The following is a 24,320-nucleotide window of genomic DNA, read 5'->3' as shown; positions in this document are numbered from 1 at the left end:
CGGTCGCCCGTCAGGCCAGCACCTCCGTCAGCGGCAGGGTGGCCGTGCCGTGGGCCTCGGCGACCGGGCCGTAGACGACCTGGCCGGCGTGGGTGTTGAGGCCCAGGGCGAGTGCCGGGTCACGGCGCAGCGCCTCCCGCCAACCCCGGTTGGCCAGTTCCAGGGCGTACGGCAGGGTGACGTTGGTCAGCGCGTAGGTGCTGGTGTGCGGCACCGCACCGGGCATGTTCGCCACGCAGTAGAAGATGGACTCGTGGACCTTGTACGTCGGCTCGGCGTGCGTGGTGGGGCGCGAGTCCTCGAAGCAGCCGCCCTGGTCGATGGAGATGTCGACCAGCACGCTGCCCGGCTTCATCCGGGAGACCAACTCGTTGGAGATCAGCGTCGGTGCCTTCGCTCCGGGCACCAGCACCGCGCCGATGACCAGGTCCGCGTCGAGCACGGCCCGCTCGATCTCGTACGCGTTGGAGGCGACCGTCTGCAGGTGCCCGCGGTAGATGGCGTCGGCCTGCCGCAGCCGCGCGACGTTCTTGTCCAGCAGCAGCACCTCGGCCTGCAGACCGAGCGCGATGGCGGCGGCGTTCATGCCGGAGACGCCGGCGCCGATGACGACCGTCTTGGCCGCGTACACGCCGGAGACGCCGCCCATCAGGACACCGCGACCACCGCCCAGCCGCTGCATGTGGTATGCGCCGACCTGCGGGGCGAGCCGGCCGGCCACCTCGGACATCGGGGCGAGCAGCGGCAGCGACCGGTCGGGCAGTTCCACCGTCTCGTACGCGATGCCGGTGACCTTGCGATCGACGAGCGCGTCGGTGCACTCTTTCGAGGCGGCCAGGTGCAGGTAGGTGAAGAGCACCTGCCCCGCACGCATCCGGTGGTACTCCTCGGCGATCGGTTCCTTGACCTTGAGGACCAGCTCGGCGGTGTCCCACACCTCGTCCGCGGTGGCGAGAATCTTCGCACCGGCGGTGGCGAAGTCGTCGTCGGTGATGCTGGACCCCACGCCGGCACCCGATTCGACGAAGACGTGGTGGCCGGCGCGCACGAACTCGTTGACACCCGCGGGCGTGATCGCCACGCGGTACTCGTGGTTCTTGACCTCGCGTGGGATTCCGACCTTCACGATGCAGACACCTTCCTCCGGAGCGGCCCGCCCCGACTGCCCGGTGCCACGACGGCCCCTTCGCCGCCACGGTTCACCGGTCCCGTCGGCGGCAGTCTAGGCGCGCCGGCGTCCTGGAGGAGCGAGCACAGTGACATGTGGCGACCGATCCCCCTGACGAAGTGTCAAGCGCCACCTGACCGGCGGTCCGAGACGGCCTCAGCCGTCGTCAGGACACTTTCGTTCGTCATCGTCCCATCCGGCGCATCCCGCCGGAGACACCCAGCGAGTGGATCACTATCGTGTCGCCCCATGACAACTCCTCCATACCAGCCCGGCCACCGCGGGCGTGTCCGACAAGAGCAAGGTCGTCGCGGGCGTCCTGCAGATCCTGCTCGGCTTCTTCGGTGCCGGCCGCTTCTACATCGGTGATGTGAAGATCGGTGTCCTTCAGCTCGTCGTCAGCGTGTGCACGCTCGGCGTCGGCAGCATCTGGGGCTTCATCGACGGCATCCTGATCCTCATCAACGGCGGCACCGACGCCCAGGGGCGCCCCCTGCGGGACTGATTCGATCCGTACGAGAGGGGCCGCGCGGTTCCCCGCGCGGCCCCTCTCGTACGCCCTCAGCGCGGCAGCGGCGCGTCGGTGCGGCGCAACGCCGACCGGCCCAGGCCGCGGGCGTGGGCGGCGGCGAGCAGCCCGGCGACCGCCGAGGCGTTGGTGATCTCGCCGTTCAGCACCATGCCGGCCGCCTCGTCCAAGTCGATCCGGACCACCTGGAGGTCGGCCTCCTCGTCACGGCGCTCGTGGCGCCGCTCGGCCGGCACGTCGGCGAGGTCCCGGGCCAGGAAGACCCGGACCAGCTCGTTGGTGAACCCGGGCGAGCTGTGCAGGTCGACCAGGACGTCGAGCTGACCCGCGGTGAGATCGGCCTCCTCCGCCAGTTCCCGACCCGCCGTGACGGCCGGGTCCTCGCCGGCGACGTCCGTCAGCCCTGCGGGCAACTCCCACAGGTGCCGCCCGACCGGGTGCCGGTACTGCCGGATCAGCACCACCTGGCCGGCGTCGTCCAGCGCCACCACGGCCACCGCCCCGACATGCCGGACGTGGTCGCGCACCGCGGTGCCGCCACCGGGCATGGTCACCTCGTCGCTGACCACCTCGAAAATCCGGCCCCGATAACGCTCGGTACGCGCAAGCAGCTCGTAGCGGTGTTCGACCGCGCTCACGTGGCCGACGCCGCCTTCGCCGCGGCGGTACCGCCGTTGCTGCTGGCCTTCGTCGCCGGCGGCGCCGCCGCGGCCAGGTCGACCGGGAGCTGGTCGGCTTCCGAGTACGCGATGGCCGCCCGCACGAAGGACGCGAACAGCGGGTGCGGACGGGTCGGGCGGCTCTTCAGCTCCGGGTGCGCCTGAGTGGCCACGAAGAACGGGTGCAGCTCGCGGTCCAGTTCGATGAACTCGACCAGCCGGCCGTCCGGCGAGGTGCCGGAGACGCGCAGGCCCGCCCTGGTCAGCGCGTCGCGGTAGGCGTTGTTCACCTCGTACCGGTGCCGGTGCCGCTCGCTGACCTGGGTGCTGCCGTACGCCTCGGCGACGACCGAGCCCTCGGCGAGCGTCGCCGGGTACGCCCCGAGCCGCATGGTGCCGCCCAGGTCGCCCCTGCCGGCGACGATGTCCTCCTGGTCGGCCATGGTGGCGATGACCGGGTGCGCGGCCTCCTCGTCGAACTCGAGCGAGTTGGCCCCGTCCATCCCGGCCAGATGGCGGGCCACGTCGATGGTCATGCACTGCAGACCGAGACAGAGTCCGAGCAGCGGGATGCCCTTCTCGCGGGCGTACCGGGCGGTGCCGATCTTGCCTTCGATGCCGCGGACGCCGAACCCGCCGGGGATCACGACGCCGTCCACGCCGGCCAGCGCGGTTGCGGCCCCGGCCTGGGTGACACACTCGTCGCTGGGCACCCAGCGCAGCTGCACCCGGGCCCGGTGGCCGAAGCCGGCCGCCCGGATCGCCTCGCTGACCGACAGGTACGCGTCGGGCAGGTCGACGTACTTGCCGACCAGGGCGACGGTCACCGTGTGCCGGGGCTGGTGCACCCGCTCCAGGAGGTCGTCCCAGCTGGTCCAGTCCACGTCGCGGAAGGAGAGGCCGAGTCGGCGCACCACGTACGCGTCGAGCCCCTCGCTGTGCAGCACCTTGGGGATGTCGTAGATGCTCGGGGCGTCCGGGGCGGCGGTGACCGCCTCCCGGTCCACGTCGCAGTAGAGCGACAGTTTCTCCTTGACCTTGTCCGGGATGTCCCGGTCGCAGCGGAGCACCAGCGCGTCCGGCTGGATACCGATGCTGCGCAGCTGGGCCACCGAGTGCTGGGTCGGCTTCGTCTTCAGCTCGCCCGACGGCGCCAGGTACGGCACCAACGACACGTGCAGGTAGAAGCAGTTGTCCCGGCCCAGGTCGTGGCGGACCTGCCGGATCGCCTCCAGGAACGGCAGCGACTCGATGTCGCCGACGGTGCCGCCGACCTCAGTGATCACCACATCGGGCAGCTGCCCGTCGGTGCCCGGGTCGGCCATGCCGAGGATCCGTGACTTGATCTCGTTGGTGATGTGCGGGATGACCTGGACGGTGTCGCCCAGGTACTCGCCGCGCCGCTCCTTGGCGATCACGTCGGAGTAGATCTGGCCAGTGGTGACGTTGGCCTTGCCGGACAGGTCACGGTCGAGGAACCGCTCGTAGTGGCCGACATCGAGGTCGGTCTCGGCACCGTCCTCCGTCACGAAGACCTCGCCGTGCTGGAACGGGTTCATCGTGCCGGGGTCGACGTTGAGGTAGGGGTCGAGCTTCTGCATCACCACGCGCAGGCCACGCGCACTGAGCAGGTTGCCGAGGCTGGAGGCGGTGAGGCCCTTACCCAGCGAGGAGGCCACGCCCCCGGTGACGAAAATGTGCCTGGTCGTCCGTGCTGAAGGGGCCAAGGCCTGCTCCCGTGTCGTCCGTCGCGGTCATGCAGACCGCCGTGCCGATCAGCCAAGTGATCACGCGATCCACGGGACTCCACGGTAACACCTCACCGACACCCGAGGTCCGGCGCACCCGCGCCGGACCTCGGGTGTCGCACACCGGTCAGCCCGCTGTGACCTCGCTCGATGCCCGCGCCGCCGGGATCCGCCCGCTGTCGCCGTGGCCGTCGACATCCGGTCCGCAGGCGTCCCGCGCGCCCTCCCCCGGGCCGCCGCCGGACGGCGGCGCCGAGGCCGGGCTGTCCCCACCACGGGTCGCCGGGGCCGGAGTGTCGCCGCCCCGGGCTGCCGGGGCCGCACCGGAACCGTCCTGGGGGACGGGGTCCGGACCGGGCGCACGGTTACCGGCGGAGCCGGTAGGCCCACCGTCCCGGTTCGGACCGCCGCCCGAACCGCCGACCGCACCCGGCCGCCGGCCGGGTGCGGTCGGCGGAGTGATCGAGCACCCGAAGTGAGGCGAGCGCCGCCATCGGTACCACCAGCGCGGCGGCTGCCCCGGCAACGTCGAGCGCGGCACCGCCGAGCACCCCGCCGATCACCGCCGCTACCGCGGTGCCGGTCAGTGCCGCCCGAACCGCCGGGTAGATGCCAAACAGCCGCATCAGGCCGCCCCAGGGCTGCAGCAGGGCGAACCAGACCAGGATGGCGCCGCCCAGGGCAAGCACCGTCAGCGGGCTGTCGACCAAGCTCTGCAGGTTGGCGGAGCCGGAGCGGTGCACGGCAGGACCTCCGGTGCCGTCGGCCATCGCGGCCAGGAACCGGCCGAGGCTGCTCCGCTCGGCGGCCGGACGGTGCAGGTCAACCACGGCGAACCCGATCGTCACCGCCAGCCCCGCGATGGTCGCCCAGGCGAGCCGGCTGAGCGTCAGCCAGCCACCGGCGCTGATCGCCGCGGCCACGCTCACCCCGGCGGTCAGCGCGATCGCGCCGATGGATTCGGCGCCGAGGTACGGGCTGCCGACCACCACGACGGCGGCACCGCCGACGGCGACCATCACCATCGGCCGCCAGGAACGGTGGACCCGCTGAGCGAGCCAGCCCCCGGTGAGCAACGCCCCGGCCAGGAACACCCCGAGCCCGACCGTGCCCAGGCCCGCGTACCGGCCGCCTTCCAGCGCCGAGTACCCCACCACCGCGTTGAGCTGGAGACGGGCGCCCGTCAGCACGTCCGCGCCCACGGTTAGGGTGGCGAGGCCGGCGACCGCACCCAGCGGCCCAAGGGTGCTCGTGTACCGGGGCAGCGACCGCACCAGCACGGTCGCCGCGACCACCAGCGCGACCGTGACGGCGGCGAACCGCACCCCGGCGTGGTCACCGCGCCACCACGGCACCAGGTCGGCCAGCAGTGCCGCGGGCACCGCGAGCGCGGCGGCGACCAGCAGTAGCTCCACCACCGACACGACCCACCGGGACACCGGTTTCGGCCCGTACGGGCCGGCGTGTCGGCGGGCCCGGCGCAGCAGTGGCAGCACCGCCACCCCGAGCGCCACCTGGCTGACGACGAGCAGGCCGAAGAACCAACCGGTGGCCTCGCGCCGCGCGGCGACCTCCTGGTCGGCGTCCGCCGGCCCGGCGATCGCCGCGGCTAGGTCGGCCGGCCGTCCGTCCACCGGCTCGGCGGGCCGGCCGAGGAACGGCCGTTCGGGCAGCGGCCGGCCCAGCGTGGTCAGCGCGGTCGGCGCGATGTCGACCAGTTGCAGGTATCCCACCCGGGCGGTGGACTGAGAGGTCAGCCAGCCCCGTTCCCAGCCGGGCCCGTCGGCGACGGCAACGTGCAGCCGGGACGGTGCCTCGGTGTCGGACACCCGGCGACCACCACCAGGGAGCGGGGTGGACGGGCGGCGAGCACCCGGGCCAGCCGGATGTCGGCCGCGTGAGCCGCCGCCGCCCGGGCCGACGGGTCCTCACCGGCGACCGTACCGAGGTCCACGATGCTGAGGACGCACGAGCGCAGCAGGCCCGACGGGTCGGCCGGCAGTTCCGGCGCGTACCGGTCGACCCGCCCGAACGGCCGGGCCGCGGCCACGGCGGCGCCCGGGCCGACCGCCACCGAGCAGCGAACCGACTCCGAGAGCGAACCGGGGAGGGTCCCCCACGGCAACCGTTCCTGGTTGTGCAGGACGACGCCCTCCTGATCGGGCAGATTCGCGCCGATCTCGTCCGGCCGCCTCACCGTCACCTCCGTAGGTGGGCAGGAGCCGGCGGCTCGGTTGCCGGGCCACGCGGCGAAACTGCCCGCACCCAGGGTCAGCCAGCCGTCCACCGGGCAGGTGGGTCGGTGCGCTGACCGCACCGACAGCGAACCGATCGAGCCGTTCCGGGCCATCCGCCACAGCGTCGGCGTGGTCTTCGGCCCGACGTCGTCCCAGCGCAGCCCCGCCACCCCGACCAGCACCACGTAGTCGGCGGTCCGCTCCGGGGTGCGGATCGCCGGCCGGGCGGCCAACGCGGTGACGCCGAGCGACACGACGAGCAAGGTCAGCAGGATCGGGGCGAGACGCCGAAGCATCACCGGCGTCCCGTCGATGGGGCGTCGGCGTCGGGGGCGGTGGGACCGGCGGCGTCCGGTGCCAGCTCGGCGTAGAGCGCGGTGAGCTGCGCGAGCGTGTCGGCCTCCGTGGGCCACGTCGCCGCCCGGGCCGCACCCCGCCGGCCCAGCTCCGCCCGGCGGGCGGCGTCGTCGAGCAGACCGCGCACCGCGTCGTCCAACGCGTCGATGTCGCTCGGCGGCACCAGCGCGGCGGCGTCACCGACCAGCTCCGGCAGGCCGCCGACCCTGGTCGCCACCAGCGGTACACCGGCCCGCATCGCCTCCTGCGCGAACAGCTGCCGGGCCTCCCAGTCGCTGGTCACCACGGCGAGGTCGGCCCCGGCGAGCAGGTCCGCCACGTCGGTCCGGTGCCCGAGCAGAGTCACCGGCGCACGGGCGGCGGAGATCCGGGCGGCTAGGGGAAGGTAGGCGGGACCGCTGCCGGCGATCACCACGACCGGCGCCGGCGTCCGCGTACGCCATCGGGCGGCGGCGTCCACCAGCACGTCGTACCGCTTCTGCGGGTGCAGCCGGCCGACCGAGACGACCAGTGGCTGGTCACGGTCGACGCCGAACTCGGCGCGAACGGCCTCGCGGCGGCGGTGCGGCGCGGGCAGCACGGGCGCGGCGACAGGGGCGAGCCGAGCGTCCGGCGCGCCCAGCGCGGCGGCCCGCTCCACCAGGTCGGCGCTGGCGCCGAGGGTCAACCTGGCGCCGCGTGCGACGACCCGCTCGAGCAGACGCGAAACACTTCCGCGCAGCCCGCCGGCGAGCACCGCGTTGTGCCAGGTGACCACCAGCGGGACAGCCGGCCGGGCGAGGACGGCGACCAGCCCGGCGCGCAGCCCGTGGGCGTGCAGCACGTCGACCGGGTCGGCGGCGAGGGCCCGGCGTATCGTGGCCACCGCGCGGGCGTCGGCCGGCGTCGGGCTGGCCGGGATCGCCACCGGCTGGAAACGGGCGCCGGCACCGGTGAAGTCGAACTGCTCCTGGGTCTCGGTGGGGCCGCAGACCCGCACGGCGACGCCGGCGGTGGTGAGGCCGGCAGCCACCGAACGGACGTGCTGCCCGACCCCGCCGGTGCTGGAGGCGAGCAACAGGGTCACCGAGCCGCGCCAGCCGGCGCGCGAGGTCCGATCCGTCACCGGGACACCGTCTCCTTCCCGTCGCCCCGCTCCGGGGGGACCCCGTCCTCCTGCGGTCCGCCGACCCGGACGTCGGTCGACCTCCGGCGGGATAGCCTGAGGCGCCGCGGCAGCCCGACGAGCAACGGTCGTACATCCGGCCGGTCGAGCGTCCAGGCCACCGCAAGGAACACGGCGCCGACCAGGACTCCGGACAGCATGCCCTGTGCGAGTGCCGCCGGCGCGGCCGGGGTGCCGTCCCCGGCCGCGAACCAGCGGGACACCGTCCAGCCGGCGAAGGCGGCCAGCCCGCCACCGAGCAGCCCCGCCAGGCCCGCCCGGGGCAGGCCGGCGAGGGCGGCCACGCCGGCCGCCCGCCGAACCGCGACGACCAACAGGGCGCCGAGCACCAGCATCCCCGTCGAGTTGGCGAGGGCGACCGCCGGCACCCGGTCGCGTACCGGCAGTACCGCGCCCAGCAGCAGCACCGCGACGGGCACCACGAGGAAGCCGACAGCGATGGCACCCGTGGCCGTCCGGGTCTCGCCGCGGGCGTAGAGAGCACGGCTCAGCGCGGCGAACAGGCCATACCCGACCAGACCGGGCGCGAAGCCGGCGACCGCCGCGGCGGCGGTGCCGGCCGCGGCGCCGTCGAAGAAGAAGAAGCGCCCGACCGGGACGGCCGTGCCCACCAGCGCGGCGGCGCCGAGACAGCTGAGCAGCAGCACACCCCGTACGGCCGGAGCCAGGGTCGCCCGGTAGGCCGCCTCGTCCCCGGCCGTGTGCGCGGCGGCCAGGTTGGGGTACGCGGCCACCGCGAGCGGAACCGCCAGCACGGCCCACGGAAGCAGGTAGACGGCCTGCGCGAGGTTGAAGACGGCAGGGTTGGTTTCCGCGCCGTAGGTGATCTGGTTGAGGGTCACCACCAACGCCACCTGCTGGGCACTGACGGTCACCGCGCCAGCCACGGCGAGCCCACGGACCCGGGCGCGAGCGTCGCCGATGAACCGGAACCCGGGAACCGGCGTGACCCCGAGCCGGCGGAACGGGATCACCAATGACAGGGACAGAACCGCCACGCCAGCGGTCGTGCCCGCCGACAGCAACAGTTCCCCGCCCCGGCTGACGCCCGTCAGCGGGGCCAGCCGCCCCTCCACGGCGGCGAAGCCCAGGTACACCGCGATGACGGTGAGGCTGGACAGCAGCGGCGCGACCACCGGCCAGGCGAACCGGCGGTGTGCCTGGAGCACACCGGTGAGGATGATGCCCACCCCGTAGAGCGGTAGCTGCGGGGCGAACACCCGCAGCATCCGCTCGCCGCTGGCCTGCTGGACGTCCGTCAGGCCGTGGCCCAGCAGCTCGACGACCGGCCCGGCCAGCACCGCCACCACCAGCGCGAGCGGCACGAGCAGGGAGAGCGTCCAGGTGAGCAGCGCGCCGGTGGTGCGGGCCACGGTCACCCGGTCCCCGTCTGCCACCGCCCCGGCCAGCAGCGGGACAACCAGACTGGCCAGTGCGCCGCCGGCGACGATCTCGAAGATCACGTTGGGGACCGCGTTGGCGATCACATACGTGCCGCCGAGGTCGGTTTGCCCCAGGGTCCAGGTGAAGACCGCGGTGCGGCCGAACCCGGCGAGCCGGCTCAGCACGGTGAGTGCGGCGATCAGCGCGGCCGCTCCGGCGAGGCGGCCGACGCCGGCAAGGGGTGCCGGGTTCGTCACGTCAGTCCGCGCGACGGCCCAGTGCGTCAAGCTCGCGCAGCCCGGGGGTCCGCTGGATGACCTGGGTGAAGCTGACCCTCTCGCTGGCCGCGGTGAGCCCGGCGAGAACCGCCAGCAGCCCGGCCCGACCGGCGGGACCGGTCCGGGCGGCGAGCGTGACGCCGAGCATCGCGCCGAGCGCGTTGGCGCCACTGTCGCCGACCATCAACTCCTCGCCGAGGTCGGCTGGGAGCAGCCCGACGGCGGCGCCGACCGCGCCAGCGGCGATCCCGGCATGTGGTCCGCGCAGCAGCGGGGCGCCGAGCAGCAGTCCGGACTTCAGCGCCCGGCCTGGCCGCAGGTCGAGCAGATTGAGCAGGTTGGCGGTGCCGGCGATCACGCCCGCGCCGAGCAGCACGTCGATGCCATGCGCCATTACGCCCTGCCGCTGCCGCTGGGGGTGCCGCGCGACCGTCGGATCGGCGGCGAGCAGCGCGGCGGCGCCGACCCCGACAGCGCCCACTCCCACGATCTTGACCAGTCCGGCGGTGACCCGTCCCGCGCGCAGCGCGGCGAGGTGCCCGGCGAAGCCCTTGGCGGACTTCTGCTCGGGCCGCGCCCCGACCACGTCGTCGTAGAGCCCGACAGCTCCGGCACCAAGCCCGGCGACCAGCGCAGCTCCGCCCGCGGCGCCGCCGGCCGCGCCGAAGGCGCCGGACGCCGCGGCACCGGCAGCGAGCGCCGGGCCGGCGGCGAGGGTCACGGTCCGGCCACGGAAGTTGGTGCGTTCCAGCGCCGGGCCGACCGGGGAGGTACGCACCTCGCGCAACGCGTAACGAGTCATCACCGCACCGGCGCCGGCGAGTAGGATCCGACCGAGCAGACTCACGCCGCCCCCTCGCGACAAACGGGGCGGGGCGACGGTCCGGACAGCGGGGTGGATGCTTCGCTCACTGGGGCAGTCTAGGCAGCAGGCTCGCGGCGGCGTCACCGACGCCGTAATGGCCGGCCTCCTTCTCGGTGAGCTGCTGCACCAACGCGAGCGCGGTGACCAGCTGCCCCTGGATGGTGTTCGCGTTGTCGACCGTCGAGATCGACCCGGCCAGCACCGCGTCGCCCCGGACGAACGCGACCAGGTTGCTGTCGGCCGAGCCGTTGCCCGCGACCACGATCGCACCGGTCCGGTCGAACTGCTCAGCGACCCTCACCACCGACTCGTCCTTCTTGGCGGAGTCCTTGTCGACGTACGGCTGACCGCTGACCACGACGACCGCCTGCGCCGGGGCGGTGACCCGCTCCGAGGTAGTGAGGTAGTTCCCGTTCGTGTACGTGGCCAGCACGGCCCTCCGGTCGGCCTCGCTCACCGGTGTCGCACCGGGCGCCCGGTCGAGCAGCACGCTGGCCAGCAGGGCGCTGGAGGTCTCCACGCCGTGCCCGTTGCCGGGCAGGTTCGGCGTGGGCGCGCTGGTCGGGCGGGTCGCGGTGACGGCCAGTTCGAGCAGGTCGCTGTTGTTGTCCGGGTCGATGAACTTGTCCTGCAGGTCGATGCGACCGGTCACGTCGGCCCCGCCGAGCTCGAGCATCTTGACCACGCCCTCCGTGTGGTCGCGCCCGGTAGGCAGGCTCAGCACCAGCACGCGCTTGCCAGCGAGCTTGCCCGGCAGGACCACCCCGGCGATCTCGGCCGCGAAGTCCTCCTCACGGGCCAGCTCCTCCTCCATGCTGTTGACCGCCTGGCGCATCTGCTGGTTGGCCTTGCTCAGCGCGTTGACGTTCTCTTTCAGGGAGTCGGCGACCGGGCCGTTGAGCGCGGCGGTGCCGACCACCAAGCCGATTGCCAACGCCAGGAAAACCGCGGTCAGAGACACCACGTGGTACCGGAAGTTGATCACACCTGCAGCCTCTTGTCGGTGGAACGGCGTCAGAAGAACCGCTCCAGCTGGAACACAAAATTGTTCCACCATTCGGAGACCACGCCCAGGTACGCCTTGCCGACGGTGGAGACCGCCACGGCCGAGGCCATCGCGGCGATCGCGGATAGCACCAGCAGCAGCAGCGAGGACCCGGAGATGCTCTGCCGGTAGAGCCGGCTGACGCCCTTGGCGTCGACCAGCTTGCCACCGACCTTCAACCGGGTGAGGAAAGTCGACGCCATGCCGCCCCGGCCCTTGTCCAGGAACTCGACGAGCGTGGCGTGGGTGCCGACAGCCACCAGCAGCGATGCGCCCTTCTCGTCGGCGAGCAGCATCGCGAGGTCCTCGCTGGTGGCGGCCGCCGGGAAGGTGATCGCCGGCACCCCGAGACCGTTCACCCGGGCCAGCCCCGGCGCCCGCCCGTCCGGGTAGGCGTGCACGATCACCTCGGCGCCGCAGCGCAGCACGTCGTCGGTGACCGAGTCCATGTCGCCGACGATCATATCCGGCGTGTAGCCGGCCTCGACCAGGGCGTCAGCGCCGCCGTCCACCCCGATCAGCACCGGCTTGAACTCCCGGATGTACGGGCGCAGCACGTCCAGGTCGGCCTTGTAGTCGTAACCGCGGACCACGATGAGGCAATGCCGCCCCTGAATCTCGGTGCGGATGTCCGGTACACCCACGCCGTCGAGGAGTAGGTCCCGCTCCTGCTTCAGGTAGTCCATGGTGTTGGCGGCGAACGCCTCCAACTGGACCGAGAGCCCCTCACGGGCGTCGGCCATGGCCTTCGCCACGGTCTCGGTGTCCTGCAGGGCGCCGTGGGCCACCGGCTCGTCGCCGACGTAGACGGTGTTGCCCTCGATCCGGACGGTGTCGCCCTCGCGGACTTGCTCGAAGACACTCTCGCCCAGGTCGTCGAGGAGCGGAATGCCAGCACTGATCAACACCTCTGGCCCCAGGTTGGGGTAGCGGCCGGACACCGACGGCTTGGCATTGAGCACAGCGACGACGCCGACCGCGACGAGTGAGTCAGCGGCCACCCGGTCCAGGTCGACGTGGTCGATGACCGCGATGTCACCGGGACGCAGCCGGCCGACCAGGCGTTTGGTGCGGCGATCGAGGCGCGCGGTGCCGACGATTTTCCCCGGCTCCGCGGGCCGGGTCCGGCGCAACGTGGGTAGACGCATCGTGACCATCCTGGCATGTGAGGCAGGCATCTGCGGCGCGACATGCCCGAGCGGGGCCGCCTGTCCAGAGAAGCACACTACGGCACCGGCCGGTGTGCCTGTGGTCACAATCGGTCCCCGCTCTACCCCCGCCGCTCCCGCGTCGCCACCGCCAGCAGCTCCTCCGCGTGCGCGATACCAAGATCCGAATCCGGCAGACCAGCGAGCATCCGAGCTAGCTCGCGGGCGCGCTCCGTGTCCTCCACCACGCGGACGCCACTGGTGGTGACCGCGCCACCGGTATCCTTCGCCACCACCAGGTGCCGGTCGGCGAACGCGGCGACCTGAGGCAGGTGGGTGACCACGAGCACCTGGTGACTGCGGGCCAGCCGAGCCAGCCGGCGGCCGATCTCGACCGCCGCCCGCCCGCCGACGCCGGCGTCGACCTCGTCGAAGACGAGGGTGGGCGGGCCGCCCGAGCCAGCGAAGACCACCTCGATGGCGAGCATCACCCGGGACAGCTCGCCCCCGGAAGCGCCCCGCTGCAACGGCAGCGACGGCGCCCGGGTGGGCCAGCAGGCGCATCTCCACCTCGTCGCCGCCGTCCGGTCCGACGCCGACGTCGACGCCGTTGACCGGCAGCCTCGGTTCGCTCTTCCCCATCGGGCGAGGCAGCACCACCACCTCGACGCGTGCGTGCGGCATCGCCAGCCCGGCCAGTTCCTCGGTGACCTGCGCGGCGAAGCGGGTCGCCGCATCCTGCCGCGACGCCGACACCCGGCCCGCCAGGTCGGCGACCTCACCGGCCAGCCGGGACGCCTCCCGGTCCAGCTCGTCGAGCAGCTCGTCGGAGGTGTCCAGATCGGACAACCGGGCCCGCGCCCGCTCGGCCCAGGCGATCACCCCGTCGACGTCGTCGGCGTACTTGCGGGTCAGCGCGCGCAGCGCCACCCGCCGCTCGTAGAGCGCCTGCAACCTTGCCGGATCGGCGTCGAGCCCGGCCAGGTACACCGACAGTTCCGCGGAGACGTCCGCGACCAGGGTGGTCGCCTCCTCCAGACGCGCCGCCAGCTCGCCGAGGGCCGGATCGGTGCCGGCCTGCCCCTCCAGCGTGCGGCGGGCGGTCCCGAGCAGCGTGCTGGCGTCCGGTGAGTCGTCGGCGGCGTCCACTCCCCCGGCCACGCAGTGCTGGGCGAGCTGCGCCGCGGTACGTAGCCCCTCGGCGTGCTCAAGCCGCTGCGCCTCCGCCTTAAGCTCGTCGTCCTCCCCCGGCTGCGGGTCCACCCGGGTGATCTCGTCCAGGCCGAGGCGCAGCAGGTCGGCCTCCTGGTTACGCTCGCGCGCGTTGCGCCGCCGGTCGGCCAGCTCGTCGACCACCGACCGCCACCGAGCGTACGCCTCACGCAGCGCGTCAAGCAGCTTCTCGTGCGCCGAGCCGGCGAACCGGTCCAGCGCGGCGCGCTGCTCGGCTGGGCGCAGCAACCGCAACTGGTCGGACTGGCCATGCACCGCGAGCGCCTGCTCGCCCACCTCGGCGAGCATCGACACCGGCATACTTCGCCCGCCGACGTGGGCACGGGACCGGCCCTCGACCGTGACTGTGCGGCTGAGCAGCACCGACCCGTCTTCGTCCGGTTCGCCGCCGGCATCGGTGATCCGGGCGTGCACGGTGGCGGCAGCGCCACCGGACAGCCGGAGCCGGCCCTCGACCACCGCACGGCCGGGCACGGCCCGGACCCTGCCGGCGTCTGCCCGCCCGCCGAAGAGCAGACCAAGGCCGGTCACCACCATGGTCTTTCCCGCGCCGGTCTCGCCGGTGATGACGTTCATGCCGCCGGTCAACGGCAGCGTCGTGTCCTCGATGACGCCGAGTCCGGTGATGCGCAGCTCTTCCAGCACAGCACCCGACACTAGACGCGGGCCCGACCGTTGACCAGCCGGAGCGGGGACGGGTCGTCACGCCGCCAGGGGTGGCGTCGAACACCGTGCCGCGCGTACCGGACGTGGTCGGCCCGGATCGCGCGGGAAAGCTAGCGGAATGAAGGCATCAGCGGCGGGAGCCACGCCAACCCTGCACGGGCAGGTCGAACTTGGCCACCAACCGGTCGGTGAACGGTCGGGCCCGCAACCGCACGATCCGCACCGGCAGGCTGCCCCGTCGGACCGTCACCCGCGCTCCCGGCGGCAGGTCGTAGACCCGCCGACCATCGCAGCACAGCACCGCCAGGGTGGTGAACGGGTCGACGATGATCGAGAAGGTGGACGTGGGCGCCGTGACGAGCGGCCGACTGAACAGCGCGTGTGCGCTGATCGGCACCAACAGCAGTGCCTCCACCTCCGGCCAGACCACGGGTCCGCCGCCGGAGAACGCGTACGCCGTCGAGCCGGTGGGCGTGGCGCAGACCACACCGTCGCAGCCGCACCGGGACAGTGGCCGGCCGTCCACATCGACGAGGAGTTCGAGCATCTGGGCGCGCTCTCCCTTCTCGACGCTGATCTCGTTGAGCGCCCACGACTCGATCGTCGGGCCGCCGTCGAACTCGGCGGTCACATCGAGGGTGAGCCGCTCGTCCACCGTGTAGTTGCGGCCCACGACGTCGCGGACCGCGGTGTCGAGGTCGTCGATCTCAGCCTCGGCGAGGAAACCGACCTTGCCCAGGTTGATACCGAGCAACGGCACCTTCGCCGGCCGAGCCAGTTCCGCCGCCCGCAGGAAGGTGCCGTCCCCGCCGAGGGCGAAGACGATCTCGGCGCCCTCGGCGGCCTCCGGGCCGGTCACCGGGACCACGCCGGGCAGGTCCAGATCGTCGGCCTCCTCGGCGACGACCCGGACGACGAAGCCGGCCGCGATGAGATCGGCGGCGACCGCCCGGGCGTGCTCGGTGCTCCGTCTGCGCCCCGTGTGGGTCACCAACAACGCGGTCCGGCTCACCGCGCCGGCCATCCCGATGGCAGCGCGCGGTCGACCGACCCGCATACCCCGGGGCTCGCCAGCTCGCTCACCCGGCCACCTCCTCTGTCGCCGCGTCCGGCAGGTCGCCGGACGCCGGGCCCCGCGGCCCGGACGTCACCACGGCGCGCACCCGCTCCGGATCGGCTGTGGGCACGCCCCGGCGTAACCATACGAAGAACTCGACGTTGCCGCTCGGCCCCGGCAGTGGGCTGGCGCACACGTCGGCGAGGCCGAGACCGAGCTCAGCCGCCGCGGCGGCCACGTCCAGCACCGCTTCGGCCCGTAGCCCCGGGTCGCGCACCACGCCCCCGGCGCCGACCCGTTCCCGGCCCACCTCGAACTGCGGCTTGACCATCAACGCGAGATCACCGTGGGGCCGGGTGCAGGCGACAAGCGCCGGCAGCACCAGCCGCAACGAGATGAACGACAGGTCGGCGACGGTGAGGTCGACCGGCCCACCGACCGCCTCCGGGGTGAGGGTACGGACGTTGGTGCGTTCGAACACGTGTACCCGCCCGTCGGTGCGCAGCGACCAGGCGAGCTGCCCGTACCCGACGTCCACGGCGACCACCTCGGCCGCGCCCGCGCGCAGCAGCACGTCGGTGAACCCGCCGGTGGAGGCGCCGGCGTCGAGGCAGCGCCGGCCGACGACAGCCAACCCGCCGGGGCCGAACGCCGCGAGGGCACCGGCCAGCTTGTGCCCACCCCGGGAGACGTACTCCGAGGTCGGATCGGCGCCGGTGACCACCAGCGGGTCGGCGGGGTCGACCATCGCGGCGGGCTTGCGTGCCGGCACCCCGCGCAGCTGGACCCGGCCGGCCTCCACCAGCGCGGCAGCCTGCTCGCGCGAACGGGCCAGACCACGGCGGACGAGTTCGGCATCTAGCCGGATGCGACGTGCCATGAATGGTTCTCCGGCTCCTCAGGACTGGTCGATGCTGGCGAGGGTCTCCCGCAGCGTCTCGTAGGCCGCCTCGTACTGCGCGATCTGGTCCGCCGGTGGCAGCCCTGCCGCGTTGGTCATCGCCTGCACGGCGGCGTCGACAGCCGGGTGCCGCACCTCCTGGCCGGCCACCGCCGCATCGCCGCCCGGGCCGGGGCGGGGCCGGGTCGGCCTCCGGCGGGCGGTCCCGGTCGGGGTCCGCCGGGGCGGGCGTCCAGCGGTACGCCCGATGCCGGCGTGGTGGGCGGCGGGCCGGGCCGGGCCGGGCCCGTCACGCCGCCCCACCCGGCTGCCGCTTGCGCAGCGCCCTCTTCGCCGGGCGTGGGGAGGAAGGGGCCTCGGTGGGCGCCAGCTCGGCCGGCGGCCGGGATGCCACCGCCTTCTTGGCCACCGCCTCCTTGGCCACCGCCTTCTTGGCCACCGCCTTCTTGGCCGGGGCGGCCTCGCCGGTCGCGGTGGCGTCCCTGGTCGGGGCGCCGACCGCGGTGGTGGGGGCTGCCACGAAGGGCGGTACGGCCGGTTCGGCGCCGCCGGCGCCCGCCGCCGACGCGCCGGCGGCGCGGAGCTGCCGCTCCAGATCGTGCACCCGCCGGGTCAGCTCGACCACCTCGTCGGCGGTGGCCAGCCCCACGGCGCCGAGCGCCCGGTCGACCTCGAACCGGACAAGCTTGGTCAACGCCTCCCGGTTGGCGGCGCTGGTGGACACCAGCTCCTCGGCGAGCGCCTGGAGTTGGGCGGCGGTCGCGCCGCCCGTACCGGCCAGCCGGCGGACCGCTTCCTGGGCCCTCTTCCGGGGCGCCTCCGTCAGGCCCATCGCCAGCGAGAGGTAGGCGCGCCACGCGTCCTGCATGCCCGAGTCCTTCCGCGAGGGAGTGTGCGGTCCTCACGCTACCGGGCCCAGGGGCATCCACCGTACGGTACGGTGCCGGGAGTGGCGTGGCGTGGGTGCGAGGGGGCGATGGTGGCCAGCGTGGACGAGTGTCGGCAGGCGTTGCAGGATCTCGCCGCCCGGCTGGACCACAACGCCGAGGCGGTGCGGGAACGGGTCGACCTGAACCGCACCCTGGCCTGCCGGATCACCGACCTGGACGCGGCGTTCCACAGCCGGATCGCCGACGGCCGCCTGGTGGACCTGGCCGACGGCGACGACCCGAAGGCAAAGATCGCGATAAGCACCACCAGCGACGACCTGCTCGCCCTCGTCCGCGGCGAGCTGGACGTGACCCGCGCGGTAGCCTCCCGACGGGTGTCGATCAAGGCGAATCCGCTCGACCTGATGAAGCTCCGCAAGCTGCTCTGACGCCCGGTGCTCAGGCGGACGGCAGGCCGAATGCCGTCAGCACCCGCTCGGCCTCGGGCGAGGTGGCCCGTACCCGCGGCGGTTCCGCCAGCGACCACGCCGCCGCGCAGAGCGCCGGCAACGCGTCCAGTGGATGTCCCGCCCCGGACAGCTCCACGTGCCCGTCGCGCAGCGCCGCCGACCAGCCGGCGGCCGGCGGGGCGCCGGACATCCGCACCGCGGCCGAGGGGTCGAAGAGGCCCGCCAGATCCTGCGAGACGTACGTCGGCCGACGCTCGGGCGGGGCGGCCAACAGGTCCGCGACGTCGCTGACGCCGGTGAGCACCAGCAGACTGTCCAGTCCGGCCCGAACCGCGCCCTCAATGTCGGTGTCCAGCCGGTCGCCGACGACGAGCGTCCGGCCGGCGCCGACACGGCGGGCGGCCGTCACGAACAGCTCCGGCGCCGGCTTGCCCACCACCACGTCCGGGTCCCGGCCGAGCGCGGCCCGCAAAGCGGCCACCAGGGCGCCGTTGCCCGGCAGTGGGCCACGGGCGCTGGGCAGGGTCCGATCGGTGTTGGTGGCGATCCATGCCGCCCCGCCGCGCACGGCCACCGCCGCCTCAGCGAGGTCGGCCCAGCCGACCTGCGGCCCGTACCCTTGAATGACCGCGACCGGCGACTGCTCGGCCCGGTCGACCGGGGTGAGCCCGGCCGCGCGGACCTCGGCGCGCAACGCCTCGGCACCGACCACCAGAACCGGCGCGCCCGCCGGGTACCGGTTCCCGAGCAGCTCCGCGGCCGCGACCGCCGAGGTCAGGACCTCCTCCGGTCGGGCGGCGACGCCCAGGCCGGTAAGCAGGTCGGCCACCTCGCTCGACCGGCGGGAGGCGTTGTTCGTCGCGTACGCCACCGCCCGTCCCTCGTCGTGCAACCGACCGACCGCCTGCACCGCACCGGGGATCGGCCGGTCGATCAGGTAGATCACCCCGTCCAGGTCGAAGACGACCAGAGCGTACCCGTCGACCAGCCGCGCCCCGTCGGTCATCGCGTGTCGGCGCCCGGCGCGCCGGTCCCATCCGCGACGGCCGACTCGACGCCGTCCGTGTCGTCCGCCCGGTCGGCGAGCCGCCGTGCCTCGGCATCGGTGAGCTCGTCATCGGCCAGGTCACCGGCGTCAGTGCGGACGAACTCGGCGCCGTTCACATCCGTTTCCGCGCTCCCTGCCGGCCCGTCGTCGTCAACGGCGGCGGGCGGCTCGGCGGTTGCGTCGGCGTCGGTCACGTCGGCGTCCGCCTCGTCCTCGTCGTCGCCCTCGATCACCACACCGTCCAGCTCCAACAGCCGCTCCGCCGCATCGGTCTCGTTGTCGGCGTCGATTTCAGCCGCGCGGGAGAACCACTCGCGGGCCTCCTCGCGCCGGCCGACCGCGAGCAGCGCGTCAGCGTACGCGTAGCGCAGCCGGGCCGCCCGCGGCTCGGCCGCGTCACTTGTCAGCTCGGGCACCTGGAGCATCGCCACCGCGGCATCCTTCTGGCCGAGGTCGCCCCGCGCCCCTGCGGCCACGATCAGCAACTCGACCGCCACAGCCTGGTCCAGCTCCGTGCGGTCCGCCCCCCGGAACAGGTCGATCGCCCGCTCCGGACGGCCGAGGGCCCGTTCGCAGTCGGCAAGCACGGCTAGGTGGCTCTGCAGCCCCGTCATCCGGTGGTACGTCCGCAACTCGGCCACCGCCGTCTGCCACTCGCCCGCGTGGTACGCCGCCAGGCCGACCGCCTCCCGGACCGCCGCGATGCGGGCGGCGAGCCGGCGGGCCGCGAGGGCGTGCGCCAGCGCGTCAGCCGGCTCCTCGTCGATCAGCTGACCGGTCGCGACCAGGTGCCGAGCGACCTTCTCGGCGACCGGCTTGGCCAGCGAGAGCAGTTCCGCCCGGACCTCCTTGTCCAGGTCCTCCGCGACGACCTCGTCGGGCAGTTCCGGCGCCGCCGGCGCGTCGGTCCGAGCCTCGGGCCGGTTCCGACCGTCGCCGCCCCGGTCACCCCGGAAACCACCGTCACGACGCTCACCGCCACGACCGTCCCGATCACCCCGGAAACCACCCTCGCGACGCTCACCGCCACGACCGTCCCGATCACCCCGGAAACCACCCTCGCGACGCTCACCGCCACGACCGTCCCGATCACCCCGGAAACCACCCTCGCGACGCTCACCGCCACGACCGTCCCGATCACCCCGGAAACCACCCTCGCGACGCTCACCGCCACGACCGTCCCGATCACCCCGGAAACCACCCTCGCGACGCTCACCGCCACGACCGTCCCGGTCACCCCGGAAACCACCCTCGCGACGCTCACCGCCACGACCGTCCCGGTCACCCCGGAAACCACCCTCGCGACGCTCACCGCCACGACCGTCCCGGTCACCCCGGAAACCACCGTCACGGGACTCGCCGGAGCGGAACCCGCCCACACGCCGGTCACCCCGGAAACCACCGTCACGACGCTCACCGCCACGACCGTCCCGGTCACCCCGGAAACCACCGTCACGGGACTCGCCGGAGCGGAACCCGCCCACACGCCGGTCACCCCGGAAACCACCGTCACGACGCTCACCGCCACGACCGTCCCGGTCACCCCGGAAACCACCGTCACGGGACTCGCCGGAGCGGAACCCGCCCACACGCCGGTCACCCCGGAAACCACCGTCACGACGCTCACCGCCACGACCGTCCCGGTCACCCCGGAAACCACCGTCACGACGCTCACCGCCACGACCGTCCCGATCACCCCGGAAACCACCGTCACGACGCTCACCGCCACGACCGTCCCGATCACCCCGGAAACCACCGTCACGACGCTCACCGCCACGACCGTCCCGATCACCCCGGAAACCACCGTCACGACGCTCACCGCCACGACCGTCCCGGTCACCCCGGAAACCACCCTCGCGACGCTCACCGCCACGACCGTCCCGGTCACCCCGGAAACCACCGTCACGGGACTCGCCGGAGCGGAACCCGCCCACACGCCGGTCACCCCGGAAACCCTCCCGGTCCCGGAAACCACCCTGATCCTCGCCATTCCGTCGGTAGCCGCCAGACCGGGCGTCGCTGTCGCGTGGCGCGGACCGGTACCCGCGATGGCGCTCGCTGGCGCGGTCATCCCGGTACGACGGCCGGTCGCCGCTACGCGGCGCGCCGTCACGGCCAGCCGTACGGTCTTCCTGACGGCGCGGACGCTCTCCGCCGTGCGGTCCTGAGCTCACAGCTTCATCCTTCCTGATCGCGCCACCTGCGGCGCTACGCAGTCGAGGGCCGACCCGGATGGGGCGGCCCTCGACTGGAAGATTGTCCGGCGGTGTCCTACTCTCCCACACCCTCCCAGGTGCAGTACCATCGGCGCTGGAGGGCTTAGCTTCCGGGTTCGGAATGTAACCGGGCGTTTCCCCTCCGCCATGACCGCCGTAACTCTATCGACATATCAAACAACACGAACCAGCCAGTTCCCACCAGCGGGCGTTGTTCGTTTGTCCAGAGTTGCACAGTGGACGCGTAGCAGCTTTGTAGGTCAAGTCCTCGGCCTATTAGTACCGGTCAACTGAACCCGTTACCGGGCTTACATTTCCGGCCTATCAACCCAGTCGTCTAGCTGGGGGCCTTACCCACCCCGAAGAGTGGGCGGGATACCTCATCTTGAAGCGAGCTTCCCGCTTAGATGCTTTCAGCGGTTATCCCTTCCGAACGTAGCTAACCAGCCGTGCCCCTGGCGGGACAACTGGCACACCAGAGGTTCGTCCGTCCCGGTCCTCTCGTACTAGGGACAGCCCTTCTCAAGTATCCTACGCGCACGGCGGATAGGGACCGAACTGTCTCACGACGTTCTAAACCCAGCTCGCGTACCGCTTTAATGGGCGAACAGCCCAACCCTTGGGACCTGCTACAGCCCCAGGATGCGACGAGCCGACATCGAGGTGCCAAACCATCCCGTCGATATGGACTCTTGGGGAAGATCAGCCTGTTATCCCCGGGGTACCTTTTATCCGTTGAGCGACACCGCTTCCACATGCCAGTGCCGGATCACTAGTCCCGACTTTCGTCCCTGCTCGACCCGTCAGTCTCACAGTCAAGCTCCCTTGTGCACTTGCACTCAACACCTGATTGCCAACCAGGCTGAGGGAACCTTTGGGCGCCTCCGTTACCCTTTAGGAGGCAACCGCCCCAGTTAAACTACCCACCAGACACTGTCCCTGAACCGGATAACGGTCCGAAGTTAGATACCCAAACCAACCAGAGTGGTATTTCAAGATTGCCTCCACCCATACTGGCGTATGAGCTTCACCGGCTCCCACCTATCCTACACAAGCTAATTCGGATACCAATGTCAAGCTATAGTAAAGGTCCCGGGGTCTTTCCGTCCTGCCGCGCGTAACGAGCATCTTTACTCGTAATGCAATTTCGCCGGGCCTGTGGTTGAGACAGTGGGGAAGTCGTTACGCCATTCGTGCAGGTCGGAACTTACCCGACAAGGAATTTCGCTACCTTAGGATGGTTATAGTTACCACCGCCGTTTACTGGCGCTTAAGTTCTCCGCTTCGCCCCGAAGAGCTAACAGGTCCCCTTAACGTTCCAGCACCGGGCAGGCGTCAGTCCATATACATCGAATTACTTCTTCGCATGGACCTGTGTTTTTAGTAAACAGTCGCTTCCCCCTGCTCTCTGCGGCCATACAACGCTCCACCCGCGCGGGGCTTCACGTCTCCGGCCCCCCTTCTCCCTAAGTTACGGGGGCAATTTGCCGAGTTCCTTAACCACAGTTCGCCCGATCGCCTCGGTATTCTCTACCTGACCACCTGTGTCGGTTTGGGGTACGGGCCGCTCGGAACTCGCTAGAGGCTTTTCTCGACAGCATAGGATCACTGACTTCACCTGAATCGGCTCGGCATCACGTCTCAGCCTTCACGCGCCGCGGATTTACCTACGACACAGCCTACACGCTTACCCCGGCACAACCACCGGCCGGGCTCAGCTACCTTCCTGCGTCACCCCATCGCTTGACTACTACCCGCCAGGTTCCCACGCTCCCCACGATCAGTCCGAAGACCTCACACAGCTCGGGTGGTTAGCACAACGAGGTTCATCAGGGTCGCTCCTTCGCGGGTACGGGAATATCAACCCGTTGTCCATCGACTACGCCTCTCGGCCTCGCCTTAGGTCCCGACTCACCCAGGGCGGATTAACCTGGCCCTGGAACCCTTGGTCATCCGGCGGAAGGGTTTCTCACCCTTCTTTCGCTACTCATGCCTGCATTCTCACTCGTGCCGCGTCCACAACTCGATCACTCGGCTGCTTCACCCCCGACACGACGCTCCCCTACCCACCCACACACCTGCACACCACCCACAAAGGGACAATGCGAAGTACACGTGTGAATGCCACAGCTTCGGCGGTGTGCTTGAGCCCCGCTACATTGTCGGCGCGGAACCACTTGACCAGTGAGCTATTACGCACTCTTTAAAGGGTGGCTGCTTCTAAGCCAACCTCCTGGTTGTCTATGCGACCCCACATCCTTTTCCACTTAGCACACGCTTAGGGGCCTTAGCTGGTGATCTGGGCTGTTTCCCTCTCGACTACGAAGCTTATCCCCCGCAGTCTCACTGCCGCGCTCTCACTTACCGGCATTCGGAGTTTGGCTGATTTCGGTAAGCTTGTGGGCCCCCTAGACCATCCAGTGCTCTACCTCCGGCAAGAAACACACGACGCTGCACCTAAATGCATTTCGGGGAGAACCAGCTATCACGGAGTTTGATTGGCCTTTCACCCCTAACCACAGGTCATCCCCCAACTTTTCAACGTTGGTGGGTTCGGCCCTCCACGCGGTCTTACCCGCGCTTCAGCCTGCCCATGGCTAGATCACTCCGCTTCGGGTCTAGGACACGCGACTCAAACGCCCTATTCAGACTCGCTTTCGCTACGGCTCCCCCACACGGGTTAACCTCGCCACATGCCACTAACTCGCAGGCTCATTCTTCAAAAGGCACGCCGTCACCCCGCAAGGCTCCGACGGATTGTAGGCGAACGGTTTCAGGTACTATTTCACTCCCCTCCCGGGGTACTTTTCACCATTCCCTCACGGTACTCGTCCGCTATCGGTCACCAGGAAGTATTCAGGCTTACCAGGTGGTCCTGGCAGATTCACGGCAGATTTCAGGAGTCCGCCGCTACTCGGGAACACCCACAGAAGACCAGCCACTTTCACCTACCGGACTATCACCGCCTACGGTCAGCCTTCCCAGACTGTTCGGCTAGCAACTGGCTTTGTAACTCCTCGAACACGTGTCAGCATGTCCAGCAGGGTCCCACAACCCCGACCACGCAACCCCTGACAGGTATCACACGCAGCCGGTTTAGCCTCAATCCGCTTTCGCTCGCCACTACTCACGGAATCACTATTGTTTTCTCTTCCTACGGGTACTGAGATGTTTCACTTCCCCGCGTTCCCTCCACACACCCTATGAGTTCAGGTGCAGGTGACACCACATGACTGGTGCCGGGTTCCCCCATTCGGACACCCTGGGATCACAGCTCG

The 24,320-nt window shown here is 71.3% G+C and carries 16 protein-coding genes, 2 rRNA genes and 2 pseudogenes (1 of these 20 running past the window's edge); 2 read left to right on the top strand and 18 right to left on the bottom strand.

The genetic code is table 11. From position 1 onward, the window contains the following. Positions 1-10: 10 nt before the first annotated feature. A complete protein-coding gene (gene ald, locus QTQ03_RS03000; RefSeq protein ID WP_289276608.1) occupies positions 11-1,126 on the bottom strand; it encodes an alanine dehydrogenase in 1,116 nt (371 codons plus the stop codon). Positions 1,127-1,454: 328 nt separating this feature from the next. Between ald and QTQ03_RS02995 the strand changes: the two genes are divergently transcribed. Then, positions 1,455-1,673 carry a TM2 domain-containing protein gene (locus QTQ03_RS02995; protein ID WP_289276607.1) on the top strand — a complete coding sequence of 73 codons (219 nt, stop codon included), beginning with the start codon at positions 1,455-1,457 and terminating at the stop codon, positions 1,671-1,673. Positions 1,674-1,729: 56 nt separating this feature from the next. Here the strand turns inward: QTQ03_RS02995 and QTQ03_RS02990 are convergent, their stop codons facing one another. The 13 genes and pseudogenes from QTQ03_RS02990 to QTQ03_RS02930 form a co-directional block, all read right to left on the bottom strand. Beyond that, positions 1,730-2,335 (bottom strand): NUDIX domain-containing protein, encoded by a 606-nt coding sequence (locus tag QTQ03_RS02990; protein WP_289276606.1) that lies wholly within the window; start codon positions 2,333-2,335, stop codon positions 1,730-1,732. After that, positions 2,332-4,083 (bottom strand): CTP synthase, encoded by a 1,752-nt coding sequence (gene pyrG / locus QTQ03_RS02985; protein WP_289276605.1) that lies wholly within the window; start codon positions 4,081-4,083, stop codon positions 2,332-2,334. The genes QTQ03_RS02990 and pyrG overlap by 4 nt, the downstream gene beginning before the upstream one ends. 148 nt (positions 4,084-4,231) lie before the next feature. Next, a pseudogene (locus QTQ03_RS02980) lies at positions 4,232-6,637 on the bottom strand (hypothetical protein). Continuing rightward, positions 6,637-7,803, bottom strand: coding sequence for a glycosyltransferase family 4 protein (locus QTQ03_RS02975; RefSeq protein WP_289276604.1), 1,167 nt, complete (start codon positions 7,801-7,803; stop codon positions 6,637-6,639). Before QTQ03_RS02975 ends, QTQ03_RS02980 begins: the two are co-directional and overlap by 1 nt. Continuing rightward, on the bottom strand, positions 7,800-9,503 hold the full coding sequence (gene murJ / locus QTQ03_RS02970) for a murein biosynthesis integral membrane protein MurJ (RefSeq protein ID WP_289276603.1): 1,704 nt from the start codon (positions 9,501-9,503) through the stop codon (positions 7,800-7,802). Before murJ ends, QTQ03_RS02975 begins: the two co-directional genes overlap by 4 nt. Before the next feature lies 1 nt (position 9,504). Then, positions 9,505-10,326 carry a hypothetical protein gene (locus tag QTQ03_RS02965; RefSeq protein WP_502889835.1) on the bottom strand — a complete coding sequence of 274 codons (822 nt, stop codon included), beginning with the start codon at positions 10,324-10,326 and terminating at the stop codon, positions 9,505-9,507. Positions 10,327-10,432: 106 nt separating this feature from the next. Continuing rightward, complete coding sequence (locus tag QTQ03_RS02960; RefSeq protein WP_289276601.1) at positions 10,433-11,374, bottom strand: copper transporter; 942 nt, start codon at positions 11,372-11,374, stop codon at positions 10,433-10,435. A gap of 29 nt (positions 11,375-11,403) precedes the next feature. Further along, positions 11,404-12,582 carry a putative cytokinetic ring protein SteA gene (gene steA, locus QTQ03_RS02955; protein WP_289280649.1) on the bottom strand — a complete coding sequence of 393 codons (1,179 nt, stop codon included), beginning with the start codon at positions 12,580-12,582 and terminating at the stop codon, positions 11,404-11,406. Between the two features lie 122 nt (positions 12,583-12,704). Continuing rightward, positions 12,705-14,460: pseudogene (recN, locus tag QTQ03_RS02950) on the bottom strand (DNA repair protein RecN). A gap of 148 nt (positions 14,461-14,608) precedes the next feature. Beyond that, the gene (locus tag QTQ03_RS02945; RefSeq protein ID WP_289280648.1) at positions 14,609-15,505 is read right to left on the bottom strand and encodes an NAD kinase; all 897 of its coding nucleotides are present in this window, start codon (positions 15,503-15,505) and stop codon (positions 14,609-14,611) included. Positions 15,506-15,560: 55 nt separating this feature from the next. Next, the gene (locus QTQ03_RS02940; protein WP_289276600.1) at positions 15,561-16,418 is read right to left on the bottom strand and encodes a TlyA family RNA methyltransferase; all 858 of its coding nucleotides are present in this window, start codon (positions 16,416-16,418) and stop codon (positions 15,561-15,563) included. 18 nt (positions 16,419-16,436) lie between these two features. Beyond that, positions 16,437-16,589, bottom strand: a complete 153-nt coding sequence (locus QTQ03_RS30565; protein WP_289281027.1) for a hypothetical protein — start codon at positions 16,587-16,589, stop codon at positions 16,437-16,439. A gap of 139 nt (positions 16,590-16,728) precedes the next feature. Then, positions 16,729-17,307, bottom strand: a complete 579-nt coding sequence (locus tag QTQ03_RS02930; protein WP_289276599.1) for a hypothetical protein — start codon at positions 17,305-17,307, stop codon at positions 16,729-16,731. 111 nt (positions 17,308-17,418) lie between these two features. On the opposite strand from QTQ03_RS02930, the gene QTQ03_RS02925 reads away from it, so the two are divergent. Then, on the top strand, positions 17,419-17,757 hold the full coding sequence (locus QTQ03_RS02925) for an SCP2 sterol-binding domain-containing protein (RefSeq protein WP_289280647.1): 339 nt from the start codon (positions 17,419-17,421) through the stop codon (positions 17,755-17,757). 10 nt (positions 17,758-17,767) lie between these two features. On the opposite strand, the gene QTQ03_RS02920 is transcribed toward QTQ03_RS02925, so the two are convergent. From QTQ03_RS02920 to QTQ03_RS02905, 4 genes are all read right to left on the bottom strand, one after another. After that, positions 17,768-18,784, bottom strand: coding sequence for an HAD-IIA family hydrolase (locus QTQ03_RS02920; RefSeq protein ID WP_289276598.1), 1,017 nt, complete (start codon positions 18,782-18,784; stop codon positions 17,768-17,770). After that, positions 18,781-19,659, bottom strand: coding sequence for a tetratricopeptide repeat protein (locus QTQ03_RS02915; protein WP_289280646.1), 879 nt, complete (start codon positions 19,657-19,659; stop codon positions 18,781-18,783). The genes QTQ03_RS02920 and QTQ03_RS02915 overlap by 4 nt, the downstream gene beginning before the upstream one ends. 1,425 nt (positions 19,660-21,084) lie before the next feature. Next, positions 21,085-21,201: ribosomal RNA gene (gene rrf, locus QTQ03_RS02910) — 5S ribosomal RNA — on the bottom strand. A gap of 97 nt (positions 21,202-21,298) precedes the next feature. Next, positions 21,299-24,320 (bottom strand): 23S ribosomal RNA (locus QTQ03_RS02905); it runs 93 nt beyond the window's last position.

Origin of the sequence: Micromonospora sp. WMMA1363 (assembly GCF_030345795.1) — a bacterium.
Classification (GTDB): domain Bacteria; phylum Actinomycetota; class Actinomycetes; order Mycobacteriales; family Micromonosporaceae; genus Micromonospora.
This window is presented reverse-complemented; position numbering and strand designations above follow the sequence as displayed.

Coding starts and splice junctions, on each gene's coding strand:
- QTQ03_RS02965 (WP_502889835.1), bottom strand. CDS start 10,326: ATGACTCGTTACGCGTTGCGCGAGGTGCGTACCTCCCCGGTCGGCCCG.
- QTQ03_RS02945 (WP_289280648.1), bottom strand. CDS start 15,505: ATGGCCGGCGCGGTGAGCCGGACCGCGTTGTTGGTGACCCACACGGGG.
- steA (WP_289280649.1), bottom strand. CDS start 12,582: ATGCGTCTACCCACGTTGCGCCGGACCCGGCCCGCGGAGCCGGGGAAA.
- QTQ03_RS02920 (WP_289276598.1), bottom strand. CDS start 18,784: ATGACCGACGGGGCGCGGCTGGTCGACGGGTACGCTCTGGTCGTCTTC.
- QTQ03_RS02940 (WP_289276600.1), bottom strand. CDS start 16,418: ATGGCACGTCGCATCCGGCTAGATGCCGAACTCGTCCGCCGTGGTCTG.
- QTQ03_RS02930 (WP_289276599.1), bottom strand. CDS start 17,307: ATGCAGGACGCGTGGCGCGCCTACCTCTCGCTGGCGATGGGCCTGACG.